Source organism: Amycolatopsis sp. NPDC058278 (genome assembly GCF_042881395.1).
GTDB lineage: Bacteria > Actinomycetota > Actinomycetes > Mycobacteriales > Pseudonocardiaceae > Amycolatopsis.
In genome coordinates this window covers 1-21,251 of record NZ_JBHVXZ010000127.1, presented here as the reverse complement: position 1 = coordinate 21,251, position 21,251 = coordinate 1, and the positions used below count along the sequence as shown (strand labels likewise).

The following is a 21,251-nucleotide window of genomic DNA, read 5'->3' as shown; positions in this document are numbered from 1 at the left end:
CAAGCTAGTGAACGTGTTGTTAGTGGACCCGGCGAAGACTGTGCCAGGTCGGCGCGGCCACGGGGCCATGATCGGATTAGGACTGGCCGCGGCTCCGGAGTTCGACGCCCTTGGCGAGCAGGATGCTGCGAGTCTGGTTGTAGGGCATGCCGTGGGTGGCCGCGAGTTGGCGGATCGAACGTCCGTCGAGGTAGGCGTTGACAAGCCCGGGTGGGGTCGGTGGCAGCAGCCTCCGTGGAGGACGCAGAGTGACGCCGACGTCGATCAGGGCGGCGCCGATCTTGCAATACCTGTACGGATAGCGCGCGGCCAGGATTTCGAGAATCTCACCTGCGGCCGACAGCTGATCCATGTCCGCGACGACGCGGACAGCACTGACTCGCTCAGGCCAGCCGCCGAGCACCGTGTGCCGCTCGGAAAGTCATCGCCGCTGGTAGCGGTGCTAACGCCCGCTTGAGAGCATGACCGGGTGATCGTGTCCCTGCTGTACAAGGTCACCCGGAAGCTGCTATCCGTGCCGTCGATGCTGCTGCGCAGCGAGATGGTGAAGGACGCCGAGCTGCTCGTGCTGCAGCACGAGAATGCGGTCCTGCGCCGACAGCTTGCGGGTCCGGTCCGCTACGAGGCCGCCGATCGGTTCTGGTTCGCCGCCCTCGCCGGGCTGGTGGATCGTCGGCGGTGGCGGGAGGTCTTCCCGGTCACGCCGGGCACCCTGCTCTCCTGGCACCGCACACTCGTGGCCCGTAAGTGGGACTACTCCGCGCGTCGACACACCGGACGCCCACCGACACGAGCCGCCACCAAGTCGCTCGTGCTGCGCCTTGCCAGGAAGAACCCCCACTGGGGCCACCGCCGGATCCAGGGCGAACTGGCCCGCCTCGGCCATCGCATCGCCCACTCGACCGTCTGGCGGATCCTGCACGACGCGGACATCGACCCGGCACCACGCCGGTGCGGTCCGACCTGGCGAGAATTCCTCACCGCCCAAGCCCAGGGCATCATCGCGGCCGACTTCCTCCACCTCGACACCGTGCTCGGCAAACGCCTCTACGCACTGGCGTTCCTCGAACACGGCACCAGACGCCTGCACATCACCGGCGTCACCGCCCACCCGACACAGGCATGGACGACCCAGCAGGCCAGGAACCTCGCCTCCGACCTCGGAACGCGGACGGAGTCCCTGCGCTTCCTGCTCCGCGACCGCGACGGCAAGTACAGCCAGACGTTCGACGCCGTCTTCCAAGCCGACGACCTCCGCATCATCAAAAGCGCACCACGGGCACCGCGGATGAACGCCCACTGCGAACGGGTCATCGGCACCATCCGACGCGAACTCCTCGACCACATCCTCATCACGGGAGAGGCCCACGCACGACACGTCCTCAAGACCTACGAACACCACTACAACCGGCACCGACCCCACCAGGCCCGCGACCAACTACCACCCGAAGCTCAGCAACACCCCGCCGCGGTGCACGACCTCGACACCCGCAGAGTGCACCGCACCCGCATCCTCGGCGGACTCATCAACGAATACAGACAAGCCGCCTGACCAGCAGCGATGACTTTTCGAGCGGCACACGGACCGGCGGTCGGCTGAGCCTCCCACGCGTCGCCCGCCGACAACTCACCGACACAACAGCAGCGAGCCACGTTGTGCCATTCCGTACCTCCTCGACGACAGTCAGTAATTGACCACCGGCGACCGCAATAGGATTGGCCAGGCTGCTCCGATTACTCTAACCGTTGCGACGTTCGTGTGTATCTGTGTCCGTCGGCCATTGCCGCTGGAATGATGTCGAGATGAACATCGGTCGTGTGGTGCTGACCATCAGCCTTCTGGTCGTGGCTGGGCTTGGCCTGTGGTTCGCACTCGCCAGCTGGGATGACGCGAACAAAGTCGCTGCCATCTCTTCCGCGCTCGCCGCGGTCGCCGCGGTCGGGGTCGCCGTCTGGGCGGCGTGGCGACCCCAGTCGACTGGCCGGTCGGTGAGGGTGTCCGACACCGGTAAGGCGCGCGGAAACCGTGCGGTCACCGGCGTGTCCGGCAAGGCAGACGCGATCGGCGGCTCGGTGCAGGTCAAGGGAAGCGGCGACGCGACGGCATCGGACGACGCGATCACCGGGGTTGAACTGGACTGACAGAGCATGAGGAATTTTTGGCGAAGGTGGATCTCCGTTGTCGACAGCGGCGACGCGACCACGCTGCTCGGGGACTCCAACTCCGGTATCCGCATCGGCCACAACTACAGCAACATCACGCTGACTGTTGCGCCTGAGAACGGCACGACGGGCCCGGTCGATCCCGATGTCTTGACCAGGCTGAAACGTCAGGCCGACGACCGTGCCGCGGAGGACTATCGCACCCGCTTCCTGCCGTCGGCGCAGGCGTCGTTGCGGGCGCACTCCTGGGACTTCACCGGCCGACGGATGGCCCTCCAGGCCATCGTGTCTTGGCTGGCCTCTGACGGCGAAATGCTGGTGGTGACGGGATCCCCGGGCACAGGCAAGACCGCACTACTCGGCCTGGTGGCGCTGCTGGCCGACCAGACCCACGTCGAATCCGTGCCACACCGACGAATGGGCCTCACAATTGAGGAAATGCCCCCTCCCGACGCGTTCGATGCGGTGTTTTCGGCGGCTGGTGAGGACGATGCCGCGGTCCGCCAGCGGCTGGCTGCTGCCGCGGAGTCCGGGGACACGGGGATCAGCCTGCGTACCGCACTTTCGGCACGTGAATCGCCATTGTGCGTGCTGATCGATGGTCTCGACGAGGCGGCCGACAGCGGCGCCGTCGCCAGGCTGCTGCTTGGGCTGCTCGCCACGGGCGGGCTGCGGCTGGTGATCGGCACGCGGCCCAAGGCCGCCGCGGCGTTGACCGTGCCATACGAGACGGTGGACCTCGACGGAAAGTACGCCGACCCCGCCGGCATGACGGAATTCGTGCAGCGCGCCCTGTTACGAGCGGCGGCCACCAGTCCGTATCCGGCAGCCGGCGACAGCGTGGTCAGCGAGGTCGCCGACGCGGTGGTGGACGCCGCCGGCTCGAGCTTTCTCATCGCCCGCCTCCTCGCCATCGGGCTTGCGCAGGACACCACGACGCCGGACGTGGCGGACGCGACATGGCGCCGTGCGCTGTCCCGGGAACCGGGTGCCGCGATAGAAGCGGACCTTCGCAAGCGTCTGGGTGAAGACGCCCAGCGGGCGCTGGACATGGTGAAGCCGCTGGCATTCGCGTTCGGCTCTGGGCTGCCGGCCGCCGAGATCTGGCCGGCGTTGGCGAGCAGGCTGTCCGGCCGGACCTACGACGATGCCGACATCGCGTGGCTGCGCGAGAACGCCGGATCCTATGTGGTCAGAGCGGCGGACGGCACCTACCGCCCGTACCACCAGGCCCTGACGGACCATTTGCATGCCGGCTCGGACGATACCGGCGTGCATCGGCAGTTCGTCGAATTCATGATCGACAACCTCGCGCCGCGCGCCGGCGGCGGTCGTGAGTGGTCGACGGCTGATGACTACACGCGGACGCACCTGGCCACTCACCTCGTCGCGGCCGGTGCGGACGCCATACTCGACGAACTCTTGTCGGACCCGGAATACCTGCTCGTCGCCGAAGATTCCCGGTTGCTACACGCGATCCAAGCCCTCGACCACCCGAACCGGCACCCGCACGCGAATCGAGCCGCGGACGCCTATCGGCGCGCGGCGCACCACTTCCGCACCACACCGGCAACAGAGCACCGCGCGTACCTTGACATGATCGCCCGCTGCCACGCGCTACCCGAGCTGATTCCCGAATCCAACGGCGTCGCACCGTGGCGCATGAGATGGGTCGAATGGGAGCCGAGGTCACCGGATTGGCAGCTGATCAGCTTCGGCCGCCGTGTCACCGCCCTCGCCGCCTACCGACTCGACGACGAGCCGCACGTGGCCGTCGGCACCGAGGCCGGCGTCTTCCACCTCCTCAGGCTCGACGGTGAGATGCCTGCCAAGCCGGTCGGCGCGCACAAGGCACCGATCACCGCGATGGCAACCCGCGAGTTCGGCGGGCGCCCGCACCTGCTGACCGCGGCCGCCGACGGCACGCTGGCTGTCTGGGACCTGGCGGAGGGCAAGGATGCCGAGCCAGCAGCGGCGCACCGGGTAACAGCCGGGCAAGAGGTGTTCGCGGCTGACCTCGTCGAACTGGACGGCGAACCTGCGATCGTATTCGTGCGCTGGCCGAATGAGGTGTGCCGCTGGTGGCTACCCGAGGACAAGACCGAGGTTTTGGCCCGCCTCGAAAGCCCAGCCAGCGCCGCGACCTTCAGTCACGACGGCGCGGACCTCGCGGTCGTCGGCGACTGGAACGGTGTCGCGGTCGTCGACCTACGCGACGGCGGACACCGTTGGGTGCCGCTCCCCTCTTACGCCGGTCAGCACGTCTCGGGCGTCACGGTCCAGGCTCATCAGGGGCGGCCGATCGCCGTCGCCGTGACCTTCAACCACACGCTGTTCGCGGTCGACCTGCTCGATGGCACCGTACTGTCCGAGCAGCGCGCACCGGAGTCCGTGCTCGCGGTGGCGGCGGTCGACGACGGGCGGCCGGGCTTGGTCGTCGCCGGCTGCGACTGGTCACCGCACCCGATGTTGTTGTGGGACGGACTGTCCGGCGAGGTCCTCGACACCTTCCGCATGGTAGATAGGGGAAAAGTCGACGCCATCGCCATCGCGCGATGGCCGACTGGCCGGGCCGTCGCGGTCAGCGCGTGGGAGTCGACCGTGCGAGTGTGGGAGCTACCACTCGGATCGAGTGTTCGGTGAGGGGCCTGGCCGACGACCCCGTGCTCGCGCTCGGCGTGGTTCCGGTGACCGGGTTGCCGCGTCTGGTGGTCTGCTACGAGGGGCATGTTTCGGTGCGAGATCTGGCCACCGGCCGTACGGTGGCCGAGCGTTCGGTGCCGGAAATGTATCCCGCCCGGTGTGCCGTGATCCGGATGATGTCCGGCCGCCCGGTCGTCTTCGCCGGCGGGCCTGACTGCCTCGTTCGTCTCCACCTCGACACCGACGAGCAGGTGGTGTTCCCACTCGCGAGCGATCCCACGGCCGTCGCCGTCGGCGGCCAAGTCGTTGCTGTTGGCATGAGAAATGGCGTGGTGTGGCTCTGGCGACAAGGCGAATCGGTTCACACGGATTTGTTCACGGAAGAAACCTCGTCAGTGGCGGTAGTCCCAACCCGCCGCGGCGATTTGGTCGTGGCGACCGGCTTGTCCTCGGGATCGTGGACGGTCGCGGCGGTCGACGGCCGCACCGGACGTCAACTGTGGCGAAATGTGCCGTCGTGGGATCCGGTCGGCACAGATAATGACCGGGTTGTGGCACTCGACTGGTGGCGTAAGCCGCTTGCCGACCCGAAGGAGCGAGCCAACGAGCAGCTGACCGTGCTGGCATGGCATGAAAAAGGCAGGCCGGCTATCGTCTTACAGCGTAAGTACGTCCGCATCAGATACCAGGTGGGCATCCTGCGGTTAAGCGGTCCGCCGATCTGGCGATTGGGCGGCAAACCAGACTGGCGACGTTCCATGGCGACCCAGTCCGGTATACGGTTGGTGGACTTCGCCGACACGTCGACTGGCCCACTGACGCTATTGATCAGCGGATCAGTCGTCGCAGTTGCCGATTTCCCTTTGCAGATTGTGGATCAACCGGGACGCAGAATCGTACGCCTGATCAGAAAAGTTTACCCCTCGCAGGGCTTTCTCGCAATGACGGGGATCAGCCTGTTTTGGTGGTGGTTGGCGCTCGGCGCCAACGTCGCCCACTTCATTGCGATGATACTGGTGGTAGTCGGCGTACCGTTCTTCTTGCATCTTGAGGGACGCCGACCCGACGTCGCGGCCCGGTCGGAGGTCCGCTGGCAGGCGATCGATCTCGACGCGGAGGTCACGACGGCCGCGTTCGCCGCGCCGTCGACGGTCGTGGCCGCCACCCCACAGGGCCTGATAGCGGTGGATTTGCACGACCTTGACAATGTCAGGCCTGACTGACCTACGCCGGGATCCTGCTGACCCGATTTCGCGGCGGGGTACAGGACACCGAAGTATGACTGTCCACGCGAGACCATCCTCCGCGCTGGGCCACCACTGCCCCCGACCTCGTTGAAGCCAACGAACGCGGCGGACGATGGCGCTCACGACCGCTCGCCGCTCCAGTTGCCCGAGAGCGCTACGGCAAGCCCGTTGAACGTCGCCTTCGGCAGCAGCCCGACCACACCTTCCCCGTGCTCGGCACGGAGGCGGTCTTCTACCGGCGTGCGGCCGGTTCTCATTCCGGTCGTCACATCGGTCCGCGGCTCGATTGCGACTGGCATCGCTGCCAGCATCAGTTCGTCGGCGCCGCCGAACAGTCAGCGGGTGAGCAAGGCCCGCTGATGCAGCGGGCCCCTCAACCCCTGCGCCCGATGACGGCCGAACTTCCGACGCAACGATCGCAGCGACACCATCTGCTCCGCCGCGGTGAGCTCGGCGCCTCGCCCCGTCCCACTTAGCGAAGGTCGTAACCGACGGATCAAGCGTCGCCCGCGGCGAGCGCACAGGCTCGATGTGTCGCAGAGGACGCAGATCGCGGCGCGCGGCGTGCACAACGACCATGGACCGAATCCACGGAAGGCATTGCGAACACGTGTTCTACTATCGTAGGAGGTCGAGCCGGGCAGATCGACTTGTTCCGCTGGCCGAGGAGGTGGACGAGTGGAGCTGGCTGGTGCGGGAACGTGCGACCGGCATGGAGTGGCGTGTCGCTATGAGCGGCATGGCTTGGGAGGCCGGCGGCTATGACCCAGGCCGCTTTGAAGTCTACGTAGCTGACACGCCGATCGGCGTCGATCCCGAGGATAGCTCGGAACCGAAGAGAACGTCCGGCTGAAATGCCTGACCCGCAGGGCACCGTTCCCAGGCGGAAAGCGGGCCGGCCGACTCGACGGGCGCCCCACCTGCCATCCGAATCCGGTCAGCTGCTTTCCGCTGCAAAGGTCTCACGGTGCTCCCTGCGGATGACCATCCACGACCGCAGTTCGTCGTCGTCCCGCCCGCTGTCCGGCCGGGACCGGCCAGATTCAGCTGCGCTGCGGCGCCACGATCTACGACCAGCTCGGACTGTCCCCGTACCCGGTCGAGGGGTCGCGCTCGCGCGGTAGCCGGGTGCGGGCCGGCGCGCCGAGGGGGAGGGAGCGCGCCGACCCGCGGGCTCGACGCTACCGAGGCCGGTAGCGGTCCGCGCGCACGCGACGAGCCGAAAAGCCGCTTTAGCGCCCTGCGTGCGCCACGGTCTCCCAGCATCACGCGCAACTGCTCCGCAATGTGCGCACACCGAGCCGTCAACGATTTCTCTGGCGTACCCGGCGGCGGCGCCTGATTGTAAGCCGCTAGGAGCCGCCGCACGGCGTCGTTGTCGACTCCCTCCGGCGGCCGCCACGTCGATTTCTTCACCATCTCTACGCCCCCAATCCGATGGCACCGTAGGTGGTCGCATCACCTTCCGGCAGTGTTACACGATGACGTGAGCCATTGTCGATTCCCGGCCTCGGGCAGGGCCGGGTCCCCGGCTCAACGCCGATCCTCCAGCGATCGGACCCTCGCGTCGAGGCCTGCGATAGCTGCTTGCGCCGTCGCAAGCGCCGCCTCCAGAGCGGCAATGCGGTCGACGTCGCCCAGCGCACCCTTGTGTTGCTCCCCGGTGGCGTGTCCCCACGCGAGGCTTCCGTCCGGCCGCGCACCGGCCTCGCGGCATACGAAGCCGAGCTTGGTGAGTACTCGCTGCGCCTCCATGGTCGTGAAGGTCTGCCGATCCCAGCCGGTGACGTGGGCGAGCACCTGCTTCGGCGGGTAGACCGTGCCATTCACCTCGACGAGGTGCTTCCTGATCTGCTCCGGCTCCTCACCGCGCATAGCCTCCTCGACGTCCCGCTTGCTCTGACCGAAGTCCCTGCCGCCCACCTTCATGACCACTCCCTAGCGAAACCTTACTGGTAGTTCCTGTAAGGACAGGATGTACCTGTAACTACCTATTGGTCAAGGGGGAACTTTGCCACGGCCTTCCAGGAGACTGCCTCGGAGAGCGCGCGAGGTCGCCGAGCCACGTGCGCCGTCGGCGTTCCGGTGGTCGGGAGACAACTCGGAGATCAAACAGTTCGGCATGGGGTGGCGGGATCAGCCAGCCCGACACCGCCTCCGCGTCGGGCCGCTCCCTCGCCCCGGCGGTCCAGTCGTTCAGCCGGGCGGCGGTGTTGGTCGTCGCCGCAGTCCGCGACCATCATTCGCGCTGGTGTCATCCTCCACGCACGCCACGTGGCGCGGAGGTGGGGTTAGGAACGCCTGGTTGATCGAGCCGGGCCAGAAACCGTGGGCGGCGTACGTCGCGGAGCGCCTGGGCCGCGGCCGTGAGGTCGCCGCGGCCACCGTGCTTGTAGACCTTCCAGAGGAACACGAGGACGGCCAGCAAGCTGAGGAAGCTGAACAGGCTCGTCGCCACGACGATGATGGTCGTCATCACGGTCATCACGCCTCCCTTCGTCGGGCCGCGCACTCCCCGGCCGGACATGCCACGTGATACTGGTCGACGGCCTTCTCTATGACCGGGCAGGAGCCTGCGCACGCCTCCGGACCGCGATGTTCTCGCTCTTCGCCGGACCGGACATCGCTTCTGACCTGGCCGAATCCCTCGAGTGGCCTGCCGCGGCGACCCGGGCTGAGAAACCTATCCGTGACGCGTGCGCTCCTCTCGCTGGCCGCATATATAAGAGGGAGTCGTTGCCGTCACCGATCCGGGAAGGTGCGGTTCAGCTCCGCGCACCACAGGACCACAGCCGGTAGCCGCCGGCGAGTACCTCGGGTGCAACGCGACAGCTGTAACCGCGAATACAACGCATATGTCTGCCGTGCCGCCGTCTTCACCGCAACCCGGACACGAGGACCCCGGGTTGCACGATGCAGCGTGCAACGACACCGAGCGGCGGGCAGCCGACTCAGCCGAGCGACTCCGCCGCGACCTAGATCTGTTCAATGAGCTCGAGCGCGCAGATTTCACCGGCGTCGGGTGGGACCTGTTCGCGAACGAGCTAGCCAAGTACGGGATAGCTGTGATGGTGGTCTGGATGCGTACCCACCGGATCTTCACCGAGTGCGCCCGCGTTTTCAGCGGCCGTCTTGGGAAGAAGTTCGGGTTGCCCGAGCCTCCTCACGACTGGACCGACGAGGACCGCGCTGACCTTTCCGCTCTCGTGGTCACCAAGGCGCTCACCACGTTCAAACGGCAGGCTCTGATCGGCGGTGGCTGGTCGGCGTCACGCGGCGCAGGGTTGAGCACCTACTTTATCGGTACTTGCATCTACGAGTTCCCGAATCTCTACACGCAGTGGCTGGCTCAGCGCGCCGCCACGCTGCAGCAGGGCAAAGCCGAGCATGCCACCGGTACCATCGGGACGCCGCCGGTCGACCCGGCCGCCGCGGTAGCGCAAGCCGACCACGCCGACCGGGCCCTAGCGAGACTGCCCGACCGCAAGACGCGGATCGTTGTGAAGCTCGTCGCCGACGGATACACCCAGGACGAGATCGCCGAAGCGCTCAGCGCCAGCGGGTTTCCGAGCGCGACCAAAGACGCCGTGCGCGGAGTGTGGCAACGCCATGTGAAGCGGGCACGCACCGATCGGGGGGTTGACGATGACTGATCCCACCGAATCGATGCGGGCCGCCCAGCAGCGGGTTAACGCGCTGATCGAGGCATCTTCGCTCGGCACCGCAGGAGCGCGACGACTGCGCCGGAGGGTCTCCCCCGAAACCTCGAACCAGATCGTCGCGCTCGCCGAAGCCTCCCTGCCATCGGCGGACGAGCTGCCGAAACAACCAGGTGATAGAGCCAGCATCACCCCTGAGCCCGAACGTGCCGATGCGGCGGCGTTCGATGCGAGTCAACGGGTCGCGGCCCTACTGATCGAACTCGCCGATAGCCAAGGCAGACTGTCCTCTAACGGTATTTCGATCGACATTTCGCTTTCGCAGGAGGAGATTGCCTCTCACATCGGTGCGGGCCGCAGGACGGTTGCTCGTGCTCTCCGCGTCCTTCGCGAGCGCGGGATTATCGAGACCGGGCGGCGCCGGCTCGTCATTCGTAAACCACGAGTCCTCCGCGCCCTTGCCCGCTCGGCCGCCGAGGAGAACGCTGGCGATCTGGCCTTGCACAGCGTCCACGAGAGCACGCTGGTCGACGAGAACGAGAACGAGACCGCGGCCGCCGAACGGCAGGACGTCTTCCCTGGCGGCGCGAAAGGGGACGAGACGCTCCAGCCCGAGGCTCCACCGATTCACGGCACAAGGACACTCCCGATCATCCTTGCCGGGCACGCCCGGCTGCCCTCCGGTGTGGGAGAAGCCGCCGAAATGATCCTGGGGCCACAGTCCCGGCTGAAGGTATGCGAGCTGGGCCCGCGCGACAGCCCGGAGGAGTTCGGGAACCGGCTGCTTGCGCTAGCCGGTGCCGCCGAGAGCGTGCTAGTGCTCGCCGACCTGCACGGCGGGTCGCCGTTCAACGCCGTCCGCGCGCTCGCCGCCGTGCACTCGAGCATCCAGCTGGTCTCGGGGCTCAACTTGCCGATGCTGCTGGAAGTCTTGCTGCACGCGACCGACGACGTCACCGAGCTGGCCGAGGTGGCGCGCGCTGCCGGCCGTGACGGTGTTGTCGACGTCCTGGAATCGGTCTGGTGACGGCCGCGCAAATGCTCGCCTCGCAATACGTCCGGATCACCCCGGGACCGGGGCACCCAGGTACGTCGGCGGATTAACACAACCCCCCGGCGCAGCAATCCGGTAATGGGCTTCGTCCGCTCCCGCATCCGCCGCTCGAAGGAACGGATCTTCGTGCCGTCGTCGGGGTCCATGTCCAGGAGGTCGATGATTCCCCACGACGGCGGGACGGCTTCGACCTTGACCGCAGCTGCCAGCCAGGGTAGATCGAGCATTCGGGCCATGCGCACACGATGGTTGCCGTTGGCACCGACGCGGTAACGCGGGCCGGCCCAGCCGGGTGCGATCATCAGGACGATCTCGGGTGTGAACAGCTTGGCGGTGAACGCGTCCACGTCGTCGGCGCCCAGTAGCCCGACCGCGATGTCGAGCGGCGTCTCGTCCCGGTGCCCGCCGAACTCGCCCCACACGGGGCGTCGGGTGCCGACCACCAGCCGGGTCTGGACCCACATCACCGTGTTGACGAAGCCGAGATGATCACGATTGTCGCCTGACGGAAGGGTGGTGAGCACCTTGTAGTGCTTGTAGTGACGGAGGCGCTGCAGGTCGGCAGCATTGAGCTCGGCGGCGCGCTCGGCGAGGAACCCCTCGACATCCTCGGCGCGGCGACGAAGCGCGTCGCGGGCCTTCTGAACAGTCGTCACGTGCTCGGCGTAGGCCATGCCGCGACGGGCCAGCAGTTCCTCCATCCTGGGGCCCTTCAGGGGAACGGTTGGCGACTGCGACATCCGAGGCGAGCGGCATCGAGGAGGCCGGTTGATCGACAATGACATTCGGTGGCCGGTCGTGGAAAAACCAGGCCAGGATGTGCGCCGCCGACGTGGCGGTCGCCGCGCTCCCCCAGAACTCCACGGCGCCACGTCGACGGCCTGGGCGCTGACGGTGGCGAAGAAGCCGCCGCACTCATCGATGTCGACCGTCCACGCCTGCGCCTCGAGCGAAGGAGTTCGACGCATTGATGCGAGATCCGCGTCGACCAGGGCAGCCCGGTGCAGCGCGGATTGCCTCCGGAGCCCCTCGATCGTCGTTTCTGCCTCTAAGACGAGCCCGTCCAGCCGGCGGGCCCCCGACGTCAGCTCGACGGCTGCGTTGCTCTGCGAGCGCAACTCCCGTGCCGACTGTTCGACGAGGCGCGGGCGATCGATGATTTCGGAGAACAGTTCGGCATTGCGCCGAACAGACCAGTCCCCCGACGTCGCGGCCAAGGTTTCGCGTTCGACCTGATCCGCGTGGCGGCGAATATATTCATGGGCGGGTGACACCAGGACAAGACACACGTGGACGGTCTCACCAAGGTCGGAGCCAACCTCGCCAAGGGTGTTCGTACTGGCACGCAAGGGATCGTCCGAACGACCCAGCACGGCCTGCAGCGACAAGTGCGCCGGACCCGCGAGCACGCGTTCAGCACGTGCGACGTGTCGAGATAACACCGACATTCCGTCGCTGCACGTAGTGTTTCCGCGTGCCCGGCGGGTTGTCGTCCGCAAGATCGCCACGAAGTCTCGCGAAGATCCTGCAACCCACGGCGGGGTATTATTCAGCGTCGGGGATGACAATTGCCGCGATACCGGCCGGTATGTATGATCCACAGTGGATCCCTGCAGATCGTGCGCCTGTTCACAGCAGACGCACAGCCAACCAATTGGAGAATTCCCATGGCCCAAAAGGTCCTCGTCGAGATGCTGGACGACCTCGACGGCACCCCCGCCACCCACACCGTTCCGTTCGGCATCGACGGCATCAGCTACGAGATCGACCTGTCCGACGACAACGCCGCCGCCTTGCGCGACGAGCTCGCCCGCTTCATCAACGCAGGCCGCAGGACGGGCGGCCGCAAGCTGCGCGTCGCGACCGGCCAGTCAACAGCCGGCACGACGGACCGCGAACGCTCGCGCGCGATCCGCGCCTGGGCCAGCGAGAACGGCTACGAGGTCTCCGAACGGGGCCGTCTCTCCTCCGAGATCGTCACCGCCTACGACGAAGCACAGCGGCAGGCAGCCGAACCAGCCCCGGCCCGTAAGCGGGCACCGCGCAGGAAGGTCGCCGCCGCGAAGAAGTAACGCCCATGGCAGCCGATCACTGGGGAGAGATCGCCGTGATTACTGCGTCGACGGCGAGGAGAGTACTTCCTCGCCGCCGACCCAGCACGTTCGTTCATCAGTGCGGAGTCCGACGCAATACCGCGCCGCTGGGCGATGGCCTTTGAGGAAGACGACTTCACTGACGCGGACGGCAAGAAGGTCTCGGTGTGGCAGACCATCGCGCAACGCCTGGTCCATCTCGAAGATGAAGAAGGACGAAGATCGAAGACACGACTGAGGTGCTCGGCAGCCACGACGTTAAGGGCTGTCGCTGTCCAGCAGGGGACGCCAGCTGACCAAGCACCGCAAGGTCGAGCGCAGCTCGTTGACGTGGTTGTAGCTCACCTCGATCGAGCGGTACCTGACCCGGACCGACGCATCCAGGATCGGCCCGGGGCCGCGCTGGGTTCAGTTAGCCGATACCGAGCACGGACTTCGCGGTGGTCCAGTTGCGCAGCATCGCGTTCTGGGCGTCGTCGAGCGTCACCTGTCCGGCACAGACGGCCTTCTTCACGGCATTCTCGACGGAGTCCTTGCTGTAGGAGTTCGGGCTGCCCGCGTGCGGCTCGGGCCAGAGGTTGCGCGAGTCCTTCGGCGCACCGCCGAGCTCAAGCGGGAGGAAATGGTCCTCTTCGTAGTCGGACATGCTGGTGTCGGCGTAGCCGTAGTCGATGATGCCCTGCTTCTTCAGCCCGTTGGTGTAGCTGGTGGACGGGCGGATCGTCGCGGTCCAGCCGGAGACGCACATCGTCGAGCCGATCGTGGTCTGGGTGACGTCCGGGTTCTTCGCCCCGGGCGTGCAGGCCGGGTCCGGCAACGGCAGGTACGCCTGCGAGCACGACGCCGTGGCCGACAGGACGCCGGCAGCCGTGCCGCCGCTCGCGTAGGCGGGGGCAGCGATCAGGCCGACGGAGACGGTGACCGCGGCGGCGGTGAGGCAGACGCGAAGTACGAGGCGGCTCATCCTGGATCCTTTCAAGAACGACAGCGAGTCTGCCGAGCAGGTCGGTGTTCGGTGGTCATCACCATGCGCAGGAGTCGGCGACGACACAGTGACACTCAAGAAGCCAGGAGATGTCGACGCCACTGCGAAACCGTTGACCGCGCCGGGTTGCTGTCGCACCGTCCGGAACATCCCGACCTTCGGCGGGGCGGCCGCTCTCGGGTACGGCGTGGCGGCGAGGTCAACGCACACGGAGCGAGTAGAAGTTGGATCGCTGCCAGATCTCGTCCCACGCCATGTGAGGCCTGTCTTTCCCACCGCCGTTGCTGACGCAGGAGATTCCCGTGCCCTCTTCCCGGTCCGGCACACACCGGTGGGCCGTTGCCGTGCTTGCCACCGCCCTGGCTCTCGCTGGCTGCCATGCATCCGACGCCGCAACCCCGGCGCAGGCGCAGGCGTCGGCGCCTGCGGCCGGCGACCTGCCGGTCGGGAACTCCGGGGCGGCGATGCCGGGTCCGGGAACCTGTAAGCTGGGTACCCGTGACGGCCAGCCCCTGCCCGACCCCAGCTGCACCCCCGGCGCGGTGAATCCCGCCGTACGGCAGGAGACCATCAAGGACACGATCTGCCAGGCCGGGTGGACCAAGACCGTCCGTCCGCCGACGTCGAAAACGAACACGATGAATGCCGCATCCGCCCGCTCCTACAATCTGGAGCCAGGCGCCAAAAGCGAGTACGACCACTTGGTCAGCCTCGAACTTGGTGGCGCCCCGGACGATCCGCGCAACCTGTGGGTCGAACCCGGCACGATCCCGAACCCCAAAGACGCCGTAGAGAACAAGCTGCACGCGGCCGTGTGCTCCGGCCTGATCCAGCTCGCCCCCGCGCAGAAGGCGATCGCCGGCAACTGGGTCACCGCGTTCGACACCGTCGGCCTGCGCGTCGCGAGCGGGAAGGTGTGCCTGCGCGACAAATCCACCACCTGCGTGAACGGTCACCGCGGTGACGAGGACGGCAACTGATTCACCGTGACCTCGACACGACGAAACCGGTGCGCTGGTCAGGTGAGCTTTCCCGAAGCCCCGGCACGCCTTGCCGCGACCGCAGCCCGTCCCGGACGGTACCGCGGCGGGCTCAGGGGCTCGGTGTCCTTGGTAGCCGATGATGATCCCGGCGAAGCGGTCGGATTCGACGCAGGGGCCCGGACGAATAGCGCAAACGATCACTGATCGTAGCGCACTCTTCCCCTTGCTCCAGGGGCTCGTTGTCCTGGTATCGCCGTCTCAGCCGATGCTCGTCTCGACATCACGTCGGTTCAAGCAGGTCTCGACCGTCAATGTCGCAGGTAGGGCCGCCACCGCGCTGTTATTGATGACGCTCGTCCCGCTGCCGTCGGATGGTTTCGGCTGTAGCCCGCACGGCATCGTGCAATACATCTCGACTTGCCGCATCGATCGCGAGATGATCGGCGATCGTGTCGGCGACCAGGCCAAAAGCGCTATCCAATGCAGTGTCCGCCACATTGTCTGCGACGCCCATGCAGACGCTGACCAGCCACGCGACCAGCAGATCAGGTTCATGTGCCTGGACGTTCTCCAAAATGGGCAGACAGTCGGTGAGTGCGCTGTCGTAGTGGGACCAGAAGCCGCCGCGCTGCACGTAGGTAGCCGCCGCGCCGAGCGACCAATTCTCGTCGCGAGCGATGGCGAAGAGTTCATCGGCGGTCAGGGTCAGGTCGACGACATGGGCACGGGCCAACGTCTGCACGTCGGCGCGTAGCGTGTCCTCGATCAGTTCGTCCTCGATCAGCACGTGCACCAGGGCAAGGGTGCTGAATGCATGTATGCCCTGACCTGCGGCCAGTTCGCGGACGACAACATCATCGCTCCACAGCGCTTTGCCTGTCTGTGCGGCCGTTTCCAGCGGACTCACCCAGACCTCGCGGTCGCCCAGACCGCCTCGGTCGCGGAAGATTTCTCGGGTCGGGGTGTCCACAGCGACGAGATCTCGGGCGACGGCGTCGATGTCGTTGATCCGACTGATGACGTCGCTGGTCTGGTCTTGGGAAGCCTCGGTCAGCGTCAGTACGCCCCGGTCCGGGTCGAATCCCACCCAAGCCAGGCTGTCGGGATCGCGACGCAGTTCGGCATCGGTGACTTGGATGTCCTGTAGGACGTTGCGGGGCACCACGACTTCGGCGAACACGGCCCGCAAAGCAGGCCATCGGGCAGGAAGCAACGTGGCTATGATCAGCGCACTGGTCTCGACCACGACCGACTGGTTGAGCACGGTCCTCGCGGCGGCGATCTCCCGGTCGAATCGAGCAGGGTCCAAGGTCATCGCCACAATCGGCCCGCAGGCACGTTGGATCAGCGCCTGCGCGTACGGCCGGCCGCGGGATGCGGCCAGCAGCCCCAGGGGCAGCCGCCCCTGCCTGACCAGGCCGACCAGCAGCCGATCCTGCTCAGCGCGCGGCGCCAACTCGGCGCGCATCATCTCGGCGAAGTTCAGCCCGTCGACGTTGATCGCACGGATCGGACCGTCGGGATACCGGGTGAGGTAGTCCCGAAGAGCGTCCTGGAATCTCTGCAGCCCGGCCTCGTCGAGATCGGGCAGAACCGGACGGCCATCCGGCGTGCGCCGACCACCCGCGTGCATCAACGTCGTTAAGATCTGCGCCCCGACCCCTCCATCGTCAGGCCAACGGGTCAGGCTGTCCAAGGCGGTGCTGATGTCTGCCTCGGTGAACCCGAACTTTCCGTGCAACCCCATCCACACACCCAGCGCGCCGCGGTGGATGAGCGGTGGATCGAGCTGCCGGAACCGTGCCCAGGCATCGTCGAGACGACCTTGGTTGACGGTGACGCCGATCAGCGCCCACTGAAGGTCGACCTCTCCCGGGTACTCACCCAAAGCCGCTCGGCTGTGCGTTTCAACGTTCACCCAATCCGCGCGCATCGTGTAGAACCCGATCAACCCGCGACGCAGAGCCAGCCGCCGCTCGGCCGGAAGATCAGTGCGAGACAAGAGTTGGATGGCGAAGTTCGCGGCGGCGTGGTGCTGCTCGCTGCGCAGCAGCAGGTTCAGCCGCATCCCGTCCAACACAACCTCGCCGAATCGCGCGATTCCCCGCGCACACTCCTCCAGCGCTTGCTCGTACTGGCCGTCGTTCTCCAACACCTCTACCAGCAACTCCACCGCGCCGGCAGACGACGCAACATGCCGGCGCAGCCGCGTCACGGCGGCGAGCACGTTGCCTCGGGCAGCCTCGCAGCGGCCTGCCAAGAGGTCCGCCGTAACCGGATCGATAGTCCCTGACTCGCAGGCTTGGTCGAGCTCGGGAAACGGCCATGCACCCAGCGCCGCAAGGCGGTAGAGGCCGCGTAAGCGCAAGTCGTGCTGATCGATGACCGGCAGCGCCTCCCGCCACAGTCGGATCTGTTCATCGCGCGGAAGGTCGGGATCGGCGACCAGCGCGCGCAGGCCGACGGCAATCGGCGTCCCATCGACCCGGTCGATGAACTCGGTCGCCCTATCGCGTTGTCCCAGGGCGAGGGCCGCGATGGTACCGAGATAGGCGACCTTGCCCTCGGTGGCCTCCTGCTCGCTGGCTTGTCCGTGCGGCGACGGCGTAGCGAGGTTGATCATGATTGAGTACGCGCCAGCGAGTAGGTGCTTGCGCAACAGCACCGTCAACGCGTCTGCGCTGGGGCCAGACCAGCGGCGGCGTTGCTGCCAGGCAGCAGTGGCGAGGTTCTCGGCGCGGCGCAGGTCCTCCGCCGGTACAGCTGCCGAGCCGTCCGTCACGCGCCACAACAGCGCCTCAGCCATCCGCAATTGCAGGCCGCTGTTGTCCGGGCCAGCCGCCAGCGCCTGCTCCGAGTAAGCAACGACTCCGCTGACGTCGCGGCGGTTGCCGGCGTCCTCGCTGAGGATCAGCAGGCACATCGGCTCGCCGGACAGCCCGTGAGGCGAGGCAGCCTGGAGGGCGTCCGGAACGGGGACTTGGCCAGCCTCGTCCAACTGCCGTACATGCCAGCGGACGGCAGCCAGGAGCACGGGCGGCCCGGCGGCAGCCTCAGCATGTTCCACTAGCTCGGCCGCCTTCGGCAGGTCTCCGGTCCCAGCGGTGAACACGGCGGCCACTGCGTATAGTTTCCCTGCGCCCGCGTCGACCTGCTCAGCCGCCAATGTGAATGCCCGAGCCGCCAGGTCGGGGTGGCCGTGCTCCACCGCGTACGCACCCACGACCGCTTCGAACTGGCCACCTCCACGTTCCAACCAGCTCGGCCGGCTGGCCAGGATCGTCTCGACCGCCAATCGCGGTTCACGACGTCCACGCGCCAAGGCAACAGCCAGCCGCAACGCCCCGCGTGGCTCACCGGCCGCGACGCGACGAACGGCGTCCGCCACCGACGGCGGCAGAAACGGCAATGTCTCGTCGAGCGGATCTTCGGTTGCGCCCACCGCCGCGTAGGCAATGGCGGTGATCGCGTCTTTGGCGTCAGGCGTGATCGTCTGATTGCGCGGAATGACGATCGTCCAGTCGTTCGGCGTGTAGTTGATCCGCTCCGCCGTCACGCGCTCCCAGTACAAAGCCTCCGTCTCCGGATCACAAAAGATGATCAAGACGGGGAGGGTGTGCCCCAGCCAATAGTGCAGGTGCCGCTCGTTGCCCTTCGCGCGATACCGCCACCCCTCCGGAGTCGGCTCGAAGTAGGACTGCCCAGTCTTGATCTGGAGAGCCACCAGTCGCCCCGACGCCACGCCGTCGGTCTTCGGCTCCACGTGCGCGTCGATGCCGTAGTCGCCGATGGGCTGGTTGCGAAACACCCATCCCCACTTTGTGAACGCGACATCAGCCAGACCAACGCCCAACCGTTCGGTGTCCGAACTGTCGGTCATGTCAACACCGCCGTCCACCTTCCGCGACTCCCATCGCGGAAGGCTACGCGAAGCCCCAGCCCCTTCAGTAGCGCTGTCCGCTCCGACAGGCCGATCGGTTTCAGGCTCCGAGGACGTCGGTGGCTGGCATGAGTAGGTGATGCCGCGTTCACCGAGTTCGGTCCGCACAATGATGTGGCCGGCGCCCCGGTGTTCGCCGATTCGCGGTCAATCGGTACTGCTCGATACGGTTGCGCTGTGACGCTCTTGGGGGTTCTCGAAGACGACGAATACCTGCCCGACCACGGCGTGCTGGTGATCCGCGACCGCCACGCCCCCGACGCGGCGGAGCCGTGGGGCCACGAACTGCTCGGCGAGCTGGCGACCGACGCGTTGTCCGGCACGATCGCCACCGCCGGTGACGGCTGGGTCCACGGACACGCCCGCGACCCCTACCAAGTGGTACGGCTGGAAGCCCACGACGAGCCACCGCAGATCGCCGTCGCCGAGTGGGAGGACGTCGTCGAGACGCCGTTCCACAGCCGCACCGGCCAGCTCGCCTTCGCCACCCTCACCGGCGGCGAGCACGAGGGCACCCTCGACCTGGGCCAGCGAGGGCTGTTCCACGCCAGGGTGGCGCCGCACGGCCACAACCGGGGACGAAAGCGATGTCTGGCTGCTGCAGTTCTGGCTCTGCGAGGAGCCGGAGCTGCCACGCTGGGTGCGTCGGACCCGACCCGCGATCGGTGTCCCGGATCCCGGCTGGCGGTTGGCGGCTGGTGCTGGGCTACCCGGTGATGGAGGTCGCCTACTTCGCCGCCGGCTACGGCCCGCCCCGGCCGGAGTCGTGGCTCGAGGAACCCCTGCGCGGTGACCGGCCCGACGTGGCGATCTGCGCTCAACTGGGCGTCAAGCCGCCCGGAATCGCCGCGCGAGGCCATCGAGCTGCTCGTCGCGGCCGGAGTGCTCGTTCCCGACCGCACACGGCACCGGCTGGCCGAGCAGCCGCTATCCGCGGCCGAACGCCTCGACCTGCCGGACCGGCTCGCCCCCCAGGTCGAGCAGCCGCAGCCCATGCCCGATACGGCTGGGTCGCCGCGGACCTCACCCTCATCGCCGCGTGGGGCCACCCCGCCCCGGTCGACGACCTCGCCGAACGGCTGCTCATCCCCTCCGGTGACGTCCCCGGGCTGCTCGCCTACGCCGCCACCCGGTACGTCGAGCCGGTCGAATGCGGGATCGTGGCGCGACCACGTCCACGGCTGCGGTCGTCGTCGGTACCTGTGGCCGCCGCACGGCGGCCGGCGCGGGCGGCGAACCCGGTCACGTTCCCGGGTGCGCCGCCGCGCGCCGGGGTGATCGGCGGAAACGGCGACGTCATCGTGTGGCGCCTCGACGGACCGGTGGTCCTGGGCCGCGTCCCGGACCACTGTCGCTACCGCGCGTACGAGACGCCCACCGGGATCGCGGTGGCCACCTCAGCCGGCCCCGGTGTGCTGGTGCGGTTGGACGGAACGGTCGAGCGCCTGCCCGTCGACCTGAGCACCCACCCGGTGCGCAGCGCCGACGGACGGTTCCTCGCCGGCGTCGAGCACCACGTCGGGCGCCGCTCGTGGGACCGGCCGCACCTGCTGGACGTGGTCACCGGCGAGGTGGCGAGCCTGCCCCGCACCGACGGGCTGACCCGCCAGGTCCTGGCCGTCCACGACGGCGCCGTGTACTACCGGCAGGGCGTCCACACCGGCAGCCGCGCGTTCCGCTGGCGCCTGGGGAGCCGACCCGGAACCGCTGACCGTCGATCTGTGGCAGGTGGACCCGCACTCGGGTGCCACCCTGGAAGCCGACGGCGACGGGATGTTCTGGCACACCCCCGACGGTCAGCGGATCGCGGTGCCGGCCGAGCGCAGGTACGAACTGGCTCCCAGCGGCCGGCGGCTGTATGCATTCCGGTACGAGCCGCCGACGGCCTGGCTGCTGGACGCCGACGCCGGCGAACCGCAGGAGCAGCCCCTCCCCGAAGGCTGCGACACGAGCACGGCGATCCCGGCGGCGCCGTTCTGGGAAACCCCTCCACGATGGTGTTCCACCACGAACGCGGCAGCGTAACCCGGCTGGTGCGCTGGCACCTGCAGGCAGCCCGGTTCGACCACTTCGACCTGCCCGCCCTGACCGACTACCGGCCATTTGCCATCCGGCCGACCCTGCACGAAGAGGACTGACCGAGACGCAGTTCGGCGCCCTCGGAACTCTCACGATGACGGCCCGAGCCCTGGGCGACGCCTGTGACGAGGATCCGTGCCACCAGCTCAGCCAGTCCGGAGGCGCCGGGCGCCCGACTCGGTGCTGAGGCCTTCCGGCGGCGCTGGACGCGGACATCGCCAAGGGGACGCTGGCCGACACCCACGGTTACCTCAGCCGGCTGATCGGCCGTCCGACGACCCCGATCGCCGAGACAATCACGACGTTGCTGCCATCTTGAGGCCAGCCCGGAGGCCGCGGCGGCCAGCGCTCGGGTGACGCCGCTGCGGCCCGTGTGTGCCGGAGACATGCGGTGGTCGCCGGATC

19 protein-coding genes are annotated in these 21,251 nt (G+C 67.5%); 12 read left to right on the top strand and 7 right to left on the bottom strand.

Annotated elements, in window-relative coordinates; translation table 11 throughout:
• Positions 1-76 precede the first annotated feature (76 nt).
• On the bottom strand, positions 77-352 hold the full coding sequence (locus tag ACFVYA_RS40925; RefSeq protein ID WP_387052833.1) for a helix-turn-helix domain-containing protein: 276 nt from the start codon (positions 350-352) through the stop codon (positions 77-79).
• Positions 353-469: 117 nt separating this feature from the next.
• On the opposite strand from ACFVYA_RS40925, the gene ACFVYA_RS40920 reads away from it, so the two are divergent.
• From ACFVYA_RS40920 to ACFVYA_RS40900, 5 genes are all read left to right on the top strand, one after another.
• The gene (locus ACFVYA_RS40920) at positions 470-1,552 is read left to right on the top strand and encodes an integrase core domain-containing protein (protein ID WP_387052831.1); all 1,083 of its coding nucleotides are present in this window, start codon (positions 470-472) and stop codon (positions 1,550-1,552) included.
• 251 nt (positions 1,553-1,803) lie between these two features.
• Positions 1,804-2,142, top strand: a complete 339-nt coding sequence (locus ACFVYA_RS40915; RefSeq protein ID WP_387052829.1) for a hypothetical protein — start codon at positions 1,804-1,806, stop codon at positions 2,140-2,142.
• Positions 2,143-2,148: 6 nt separating this feature from the next.
• Positions 2,149-4,806: a WD40 repeat domain-containing protein gene (locus ACFVYA_RS40910; protein WP_387052827.1), complete on the top strand. Its 2,658-nt coding sequence runs from the start codon at positions 2,149-2,151 to the stop codon at positions 4,804-4,806.
• The gene (locus tag ACFVYA_RS40905) at positions 4,803-6,029 is read left to right on the top strand and encodes a hypothetical protein (RefSeq protein ID WP_387052825.1); all 1,227 of its coding nucleotides are present in this window, start codon (positions 4,803-4,805) and stop codon (positions 6,027-6,029) included. The genes ACFVYA_RS40910 and ACFVYA_RS40905 overlap by 4 nt, the downstream gene beginning before the upstream one ends.
• Positions 6,030-6,723: 694 nt before the next feature.
• A complete protein-coding gene (locus ACFVYA_RS40900) occupies positions 6,724-6,906 on the top strand; it encodes a hypothetical protein (protein ID WP_387052824.1) in 183 nt (60 codons plus the stop codon).
• Positions 6,907-7,586: 680 nt separating this feature from the next.
• Here ACFVYA_RS40900 and ACFVYA_RS40895 read toward each other — a convergent pair.
• The gene (locus ACFVYA_RS40895; RefSeq protein WP_387052823.1) at positions 7,587-7,982 is read right to left on the bottom strand and encodes a hypothetical protein; all 396 of its coding nucleotides are present in this window, start codon (positions 7,980-7,982) and stop codon (positions 7,587-7,589) included.
• Positions 7,983-8,307: 325 nt separating this feature from the next.
• Positions 8,308-8,538 (bottom strand): hypothetical protein, encoded by a 231-nt coding sequence (locus ACFVYA_RS40890; protein ID WP_387052821.1) that lies wholly within the window; start codon positions 8,536-8,538, stop codon positions 8,308-8,310.
• A 421-nt stretch (positions 8,539-8,959) separates the two neighbouring features.
• Here ACFVYA_RS40890 and ACFVYA_RS40885 point away from each other — a divergent pair, with 421 nt between their 5' ends.
• The 4 genes from ACFVYA_RS40885 to ACFVYA_RS40870 all read left to right on the top strand — a co-directional run bounded on the left by ACFVYA_RS40885 (position 8,960) and on the right by ACFVYA_RS40870 (position 12,838).
• Positions 8,960-9,706 (top strand): hypothetical protein, encoded by a 747-nt coding sequence (locus ACFVYA_RS40885; RefSeq protein WP_387052820.1) that lies wholly within the window; start codon positions 8,960-8,962, stop codon positions 9,704-9,706.
• Positions 9,699-10,739 carry a helix-turn-helix domain-containing protein gene (locus tag ACFVYA_RS40880; protein WP_387052818.1) on the top strand — a complete coding sequence of 347 codons (1,041 nt, stop codon included), beginning with the start codon at positions 9,699-9,701 and terminating at the stop codon, positions 10,737-10,739. The genes ACFVYA_RS40885 and ACFVYA_RS40880 overlap by 8 nt, the downstream gene beginning before the upstream one ends.
• Positions 10,740-11,305: 566 nt before the next feature.
• Positions 11,306-11,548, top strand: coding sequence for a hypothetical protein (locus tag ACFVYA_RS40875; protein ID WP_387052816.1), 243 nt, complete (start codon positions 11,306-11,308; stop codon positions 11,546-11,548).
• 885 nt (positions 11,549-12,433) lie between these two features.
• Complete coding sequence (locus ACFVYA_RS40870) at positions 12,434-12,838, top strand: Lsr2 family protein (RefSeq protein WP_387052814.1); 405 nt, start codon at positions 12,434-12,436, stop codon at positions 12,836-12,838.
• 433 nt (positions 12,839-13,271) lie between these two features.
• Here the strand turns inward: ACFVYA_RS40870 and ACFVYA_RS40865 are convergent, their stop codons facing one another.
• The gene (locus ACFVYA_RS40865; protein WP_387052812.1) at positions 13,272-13,823 is read right to left on the bottom strand and encodes a hypothetical protein; all 552 of its coding nucleotides are present in this window, start codon (positions 13,821-13,823) and stop codon (positions 13,272-13,274) included.
• A gap of 365 nt (positions 13,824-14,188) precedes the next feature.
• Between ACFVYA_RS40865 and ACFVYA_RS40860 the strand changes: the two genes are divergently transcribed.
• Positions 14,189-14,824 (top strand): hypothetical protein, encoded by a 636-nt coding sequence (locus ACFVYA_RS40860; protein ID WP_387052810.1) that lies wholly within the window; start codon positions 14,189-14,191, stop codon positions 14,822-14,824.
• A gap of 343 nt (positions 14,825-15,167) precedes the next feature.
• On the opposite strand, the gene ACFVYA_RS40855 is transcribed toward ACFVYA_RS40860, so the two are convergent.
• The gene (locus ACFVYA_RS40855; protein ID WP_387052808.1) at positions 15,168-18,707 is read right to left on the bottom strand and encodes a DUF4365 domain-containing protein; all 3,540 of its coding nucleotides are present in this window, start codon (positions 18,705-18,707) and stop codon (positions 15,168-15,170) included.
• A gap of 237 nt (positions 18,708-18,944) precedes the next feature.
• Here ACFVYA_RS40855 and ACFVYA_RS40850 point away from each other — a divergent pair, with 237 nt between their 5' ends.
• Positions 18,945-19,484: a hypothetical protein gene (locus ACFVYA_RS40850; protein ID WP_387052806.1), complete on the top strand. Its 540-nt coding sequence runs from the start codon at positions 18,945-18,947 to the stop codon at positions 19,482-19,484.
• A gap of 400 nt (positions 19,485-19,884) precedes the next feature.
• Here the strand turns inward: ACFVYA_RS40850 and ACFVYA_RS40845 are convergent, their stop codons facing one another.
• Together ACFVYA_RS40845 and ACFVYA_RS40840 are read right to left on the bottom strand one after the other, a co-directional pair.
• Positions 19,885-20,067 (bottom strand): hypothetical protein, encoded by a 183-nt coding sequence (locus ACFVYA_RS40845; protein ID WP_387052804.1) that lies wholly within the window; start codon positions 20,065-20,067, stop codon positions 19,885-19,887.
• Positions 20,068-20,164: 97 nt separating this feature from the next.
• On the bottom strand, positions 20,165-20,425 hold the full coding sequence (locus ACFVYA_RS40840) for a hypothetical protein (protein WP_387052802.1): 261 nt from the start codon (positions 20,423-20,425) through the stop codon (positions 20,165-20,167).
• Between the two features lie 70 nt (positions 20,426-20,495).
• Here ACFVYA_RS40840 and ACFVYA_RS40835 point away from each other — a divergent pair, with 70 nt between their 5' ends.
• The gene (locus ACFVYA_RS40835) at positions 20,496-20,792 is read left to right on the top strand and encodes a hypothetical protein (protein WP_387052800.1); all 297 of its coding nucleotides are present in this window, start codon (positions 20,496-20,498) and stop codon (positions 20,790-20,792) included.
• Positions 20,793-21,251 lie beyond the last annotated feature (459 nt).

What these genes read in the sequence shown, in the direction of transcription:
- ACFVYA_RS40925 (WP_387052833.1), bottom strand. Translation starts at nt 352, where the DNA reads ATGGATCAGCTGTCGGCCGCAGGTGAGATTCTCGAAATCCTGGCCGCG.
- ACFVYA_RS40915 (WP_387052829.1), top strand. Translation starts at nt 1,804, where the DNA reads ATGAACATCGGTCGTGTGGTGCTGACCATCAGCCTTCTGGTCGTGGCT.
- ACFVYA_RS40910 (WP_387052827.1), top strand. Translation starts at nt 2,149, where the DNA reads ATGAGGAATTTTTGGCGAAGGTGGATCTCCGTTGTCGACAGCGGCGAC.
- ACFVYA_RS40895 (WP_387052823.1), bottom strand. Translation starts at nt 7,982, where the DNA reads ATGAAGGTGGGCGGCAGGGACTTCGGTCAGAGCAAGCGGGACGTCGAG.
- ACFVYA_RS40890 (WP_387052821.1), bottom strand. Translation starts at nt 8,538, where the DNA reads ATGACCGTGATGACGACCATCATCGTCGTGGCGACGAGCCTGTTCAGC.
- ACFVYA_RS40880 (WP_387052818.1), top strand. Translation starts at nt 9,699, where the DNA reads ATGACTGATCCCACCGAATCGATGCGGGCCGCCCAGCAGCGGGTTAAC.
- ACFVYA_RS40870 (WP_387052814.1), top strand. Translation starts at nt 12,434, where the DNA reads ATGGCCCAAAAGGTCCTCGTCGAGATGCTGGACGACCTCGACGGCACC.
- ACFVYA_RS40865 (WP_387052812.1), bottom strand. Translation starts at nt 13,823, where the DNA reads ATGAGCCGCCTCGTACTTCGCGTCTGCCTCACCGCCGCCGCGGTCACC.
- ACFVYA_RS40855 (WP_387052808.1), bottom strand. Translation starts at nt 18,707, where the DNA reads ATGACCGACAGTTCGGACACCGAACGGTTGGGCGTTGGTCTGGCTGAT.
- ACFVYA_RS40845 (WP_387052804.1), bottom strand. Translation starts at nt 20,067, where the DNA reads ATGACGTCGCCGTTTCCGCCGATCACCCCGGCGCGCGGCGGCGCACCC.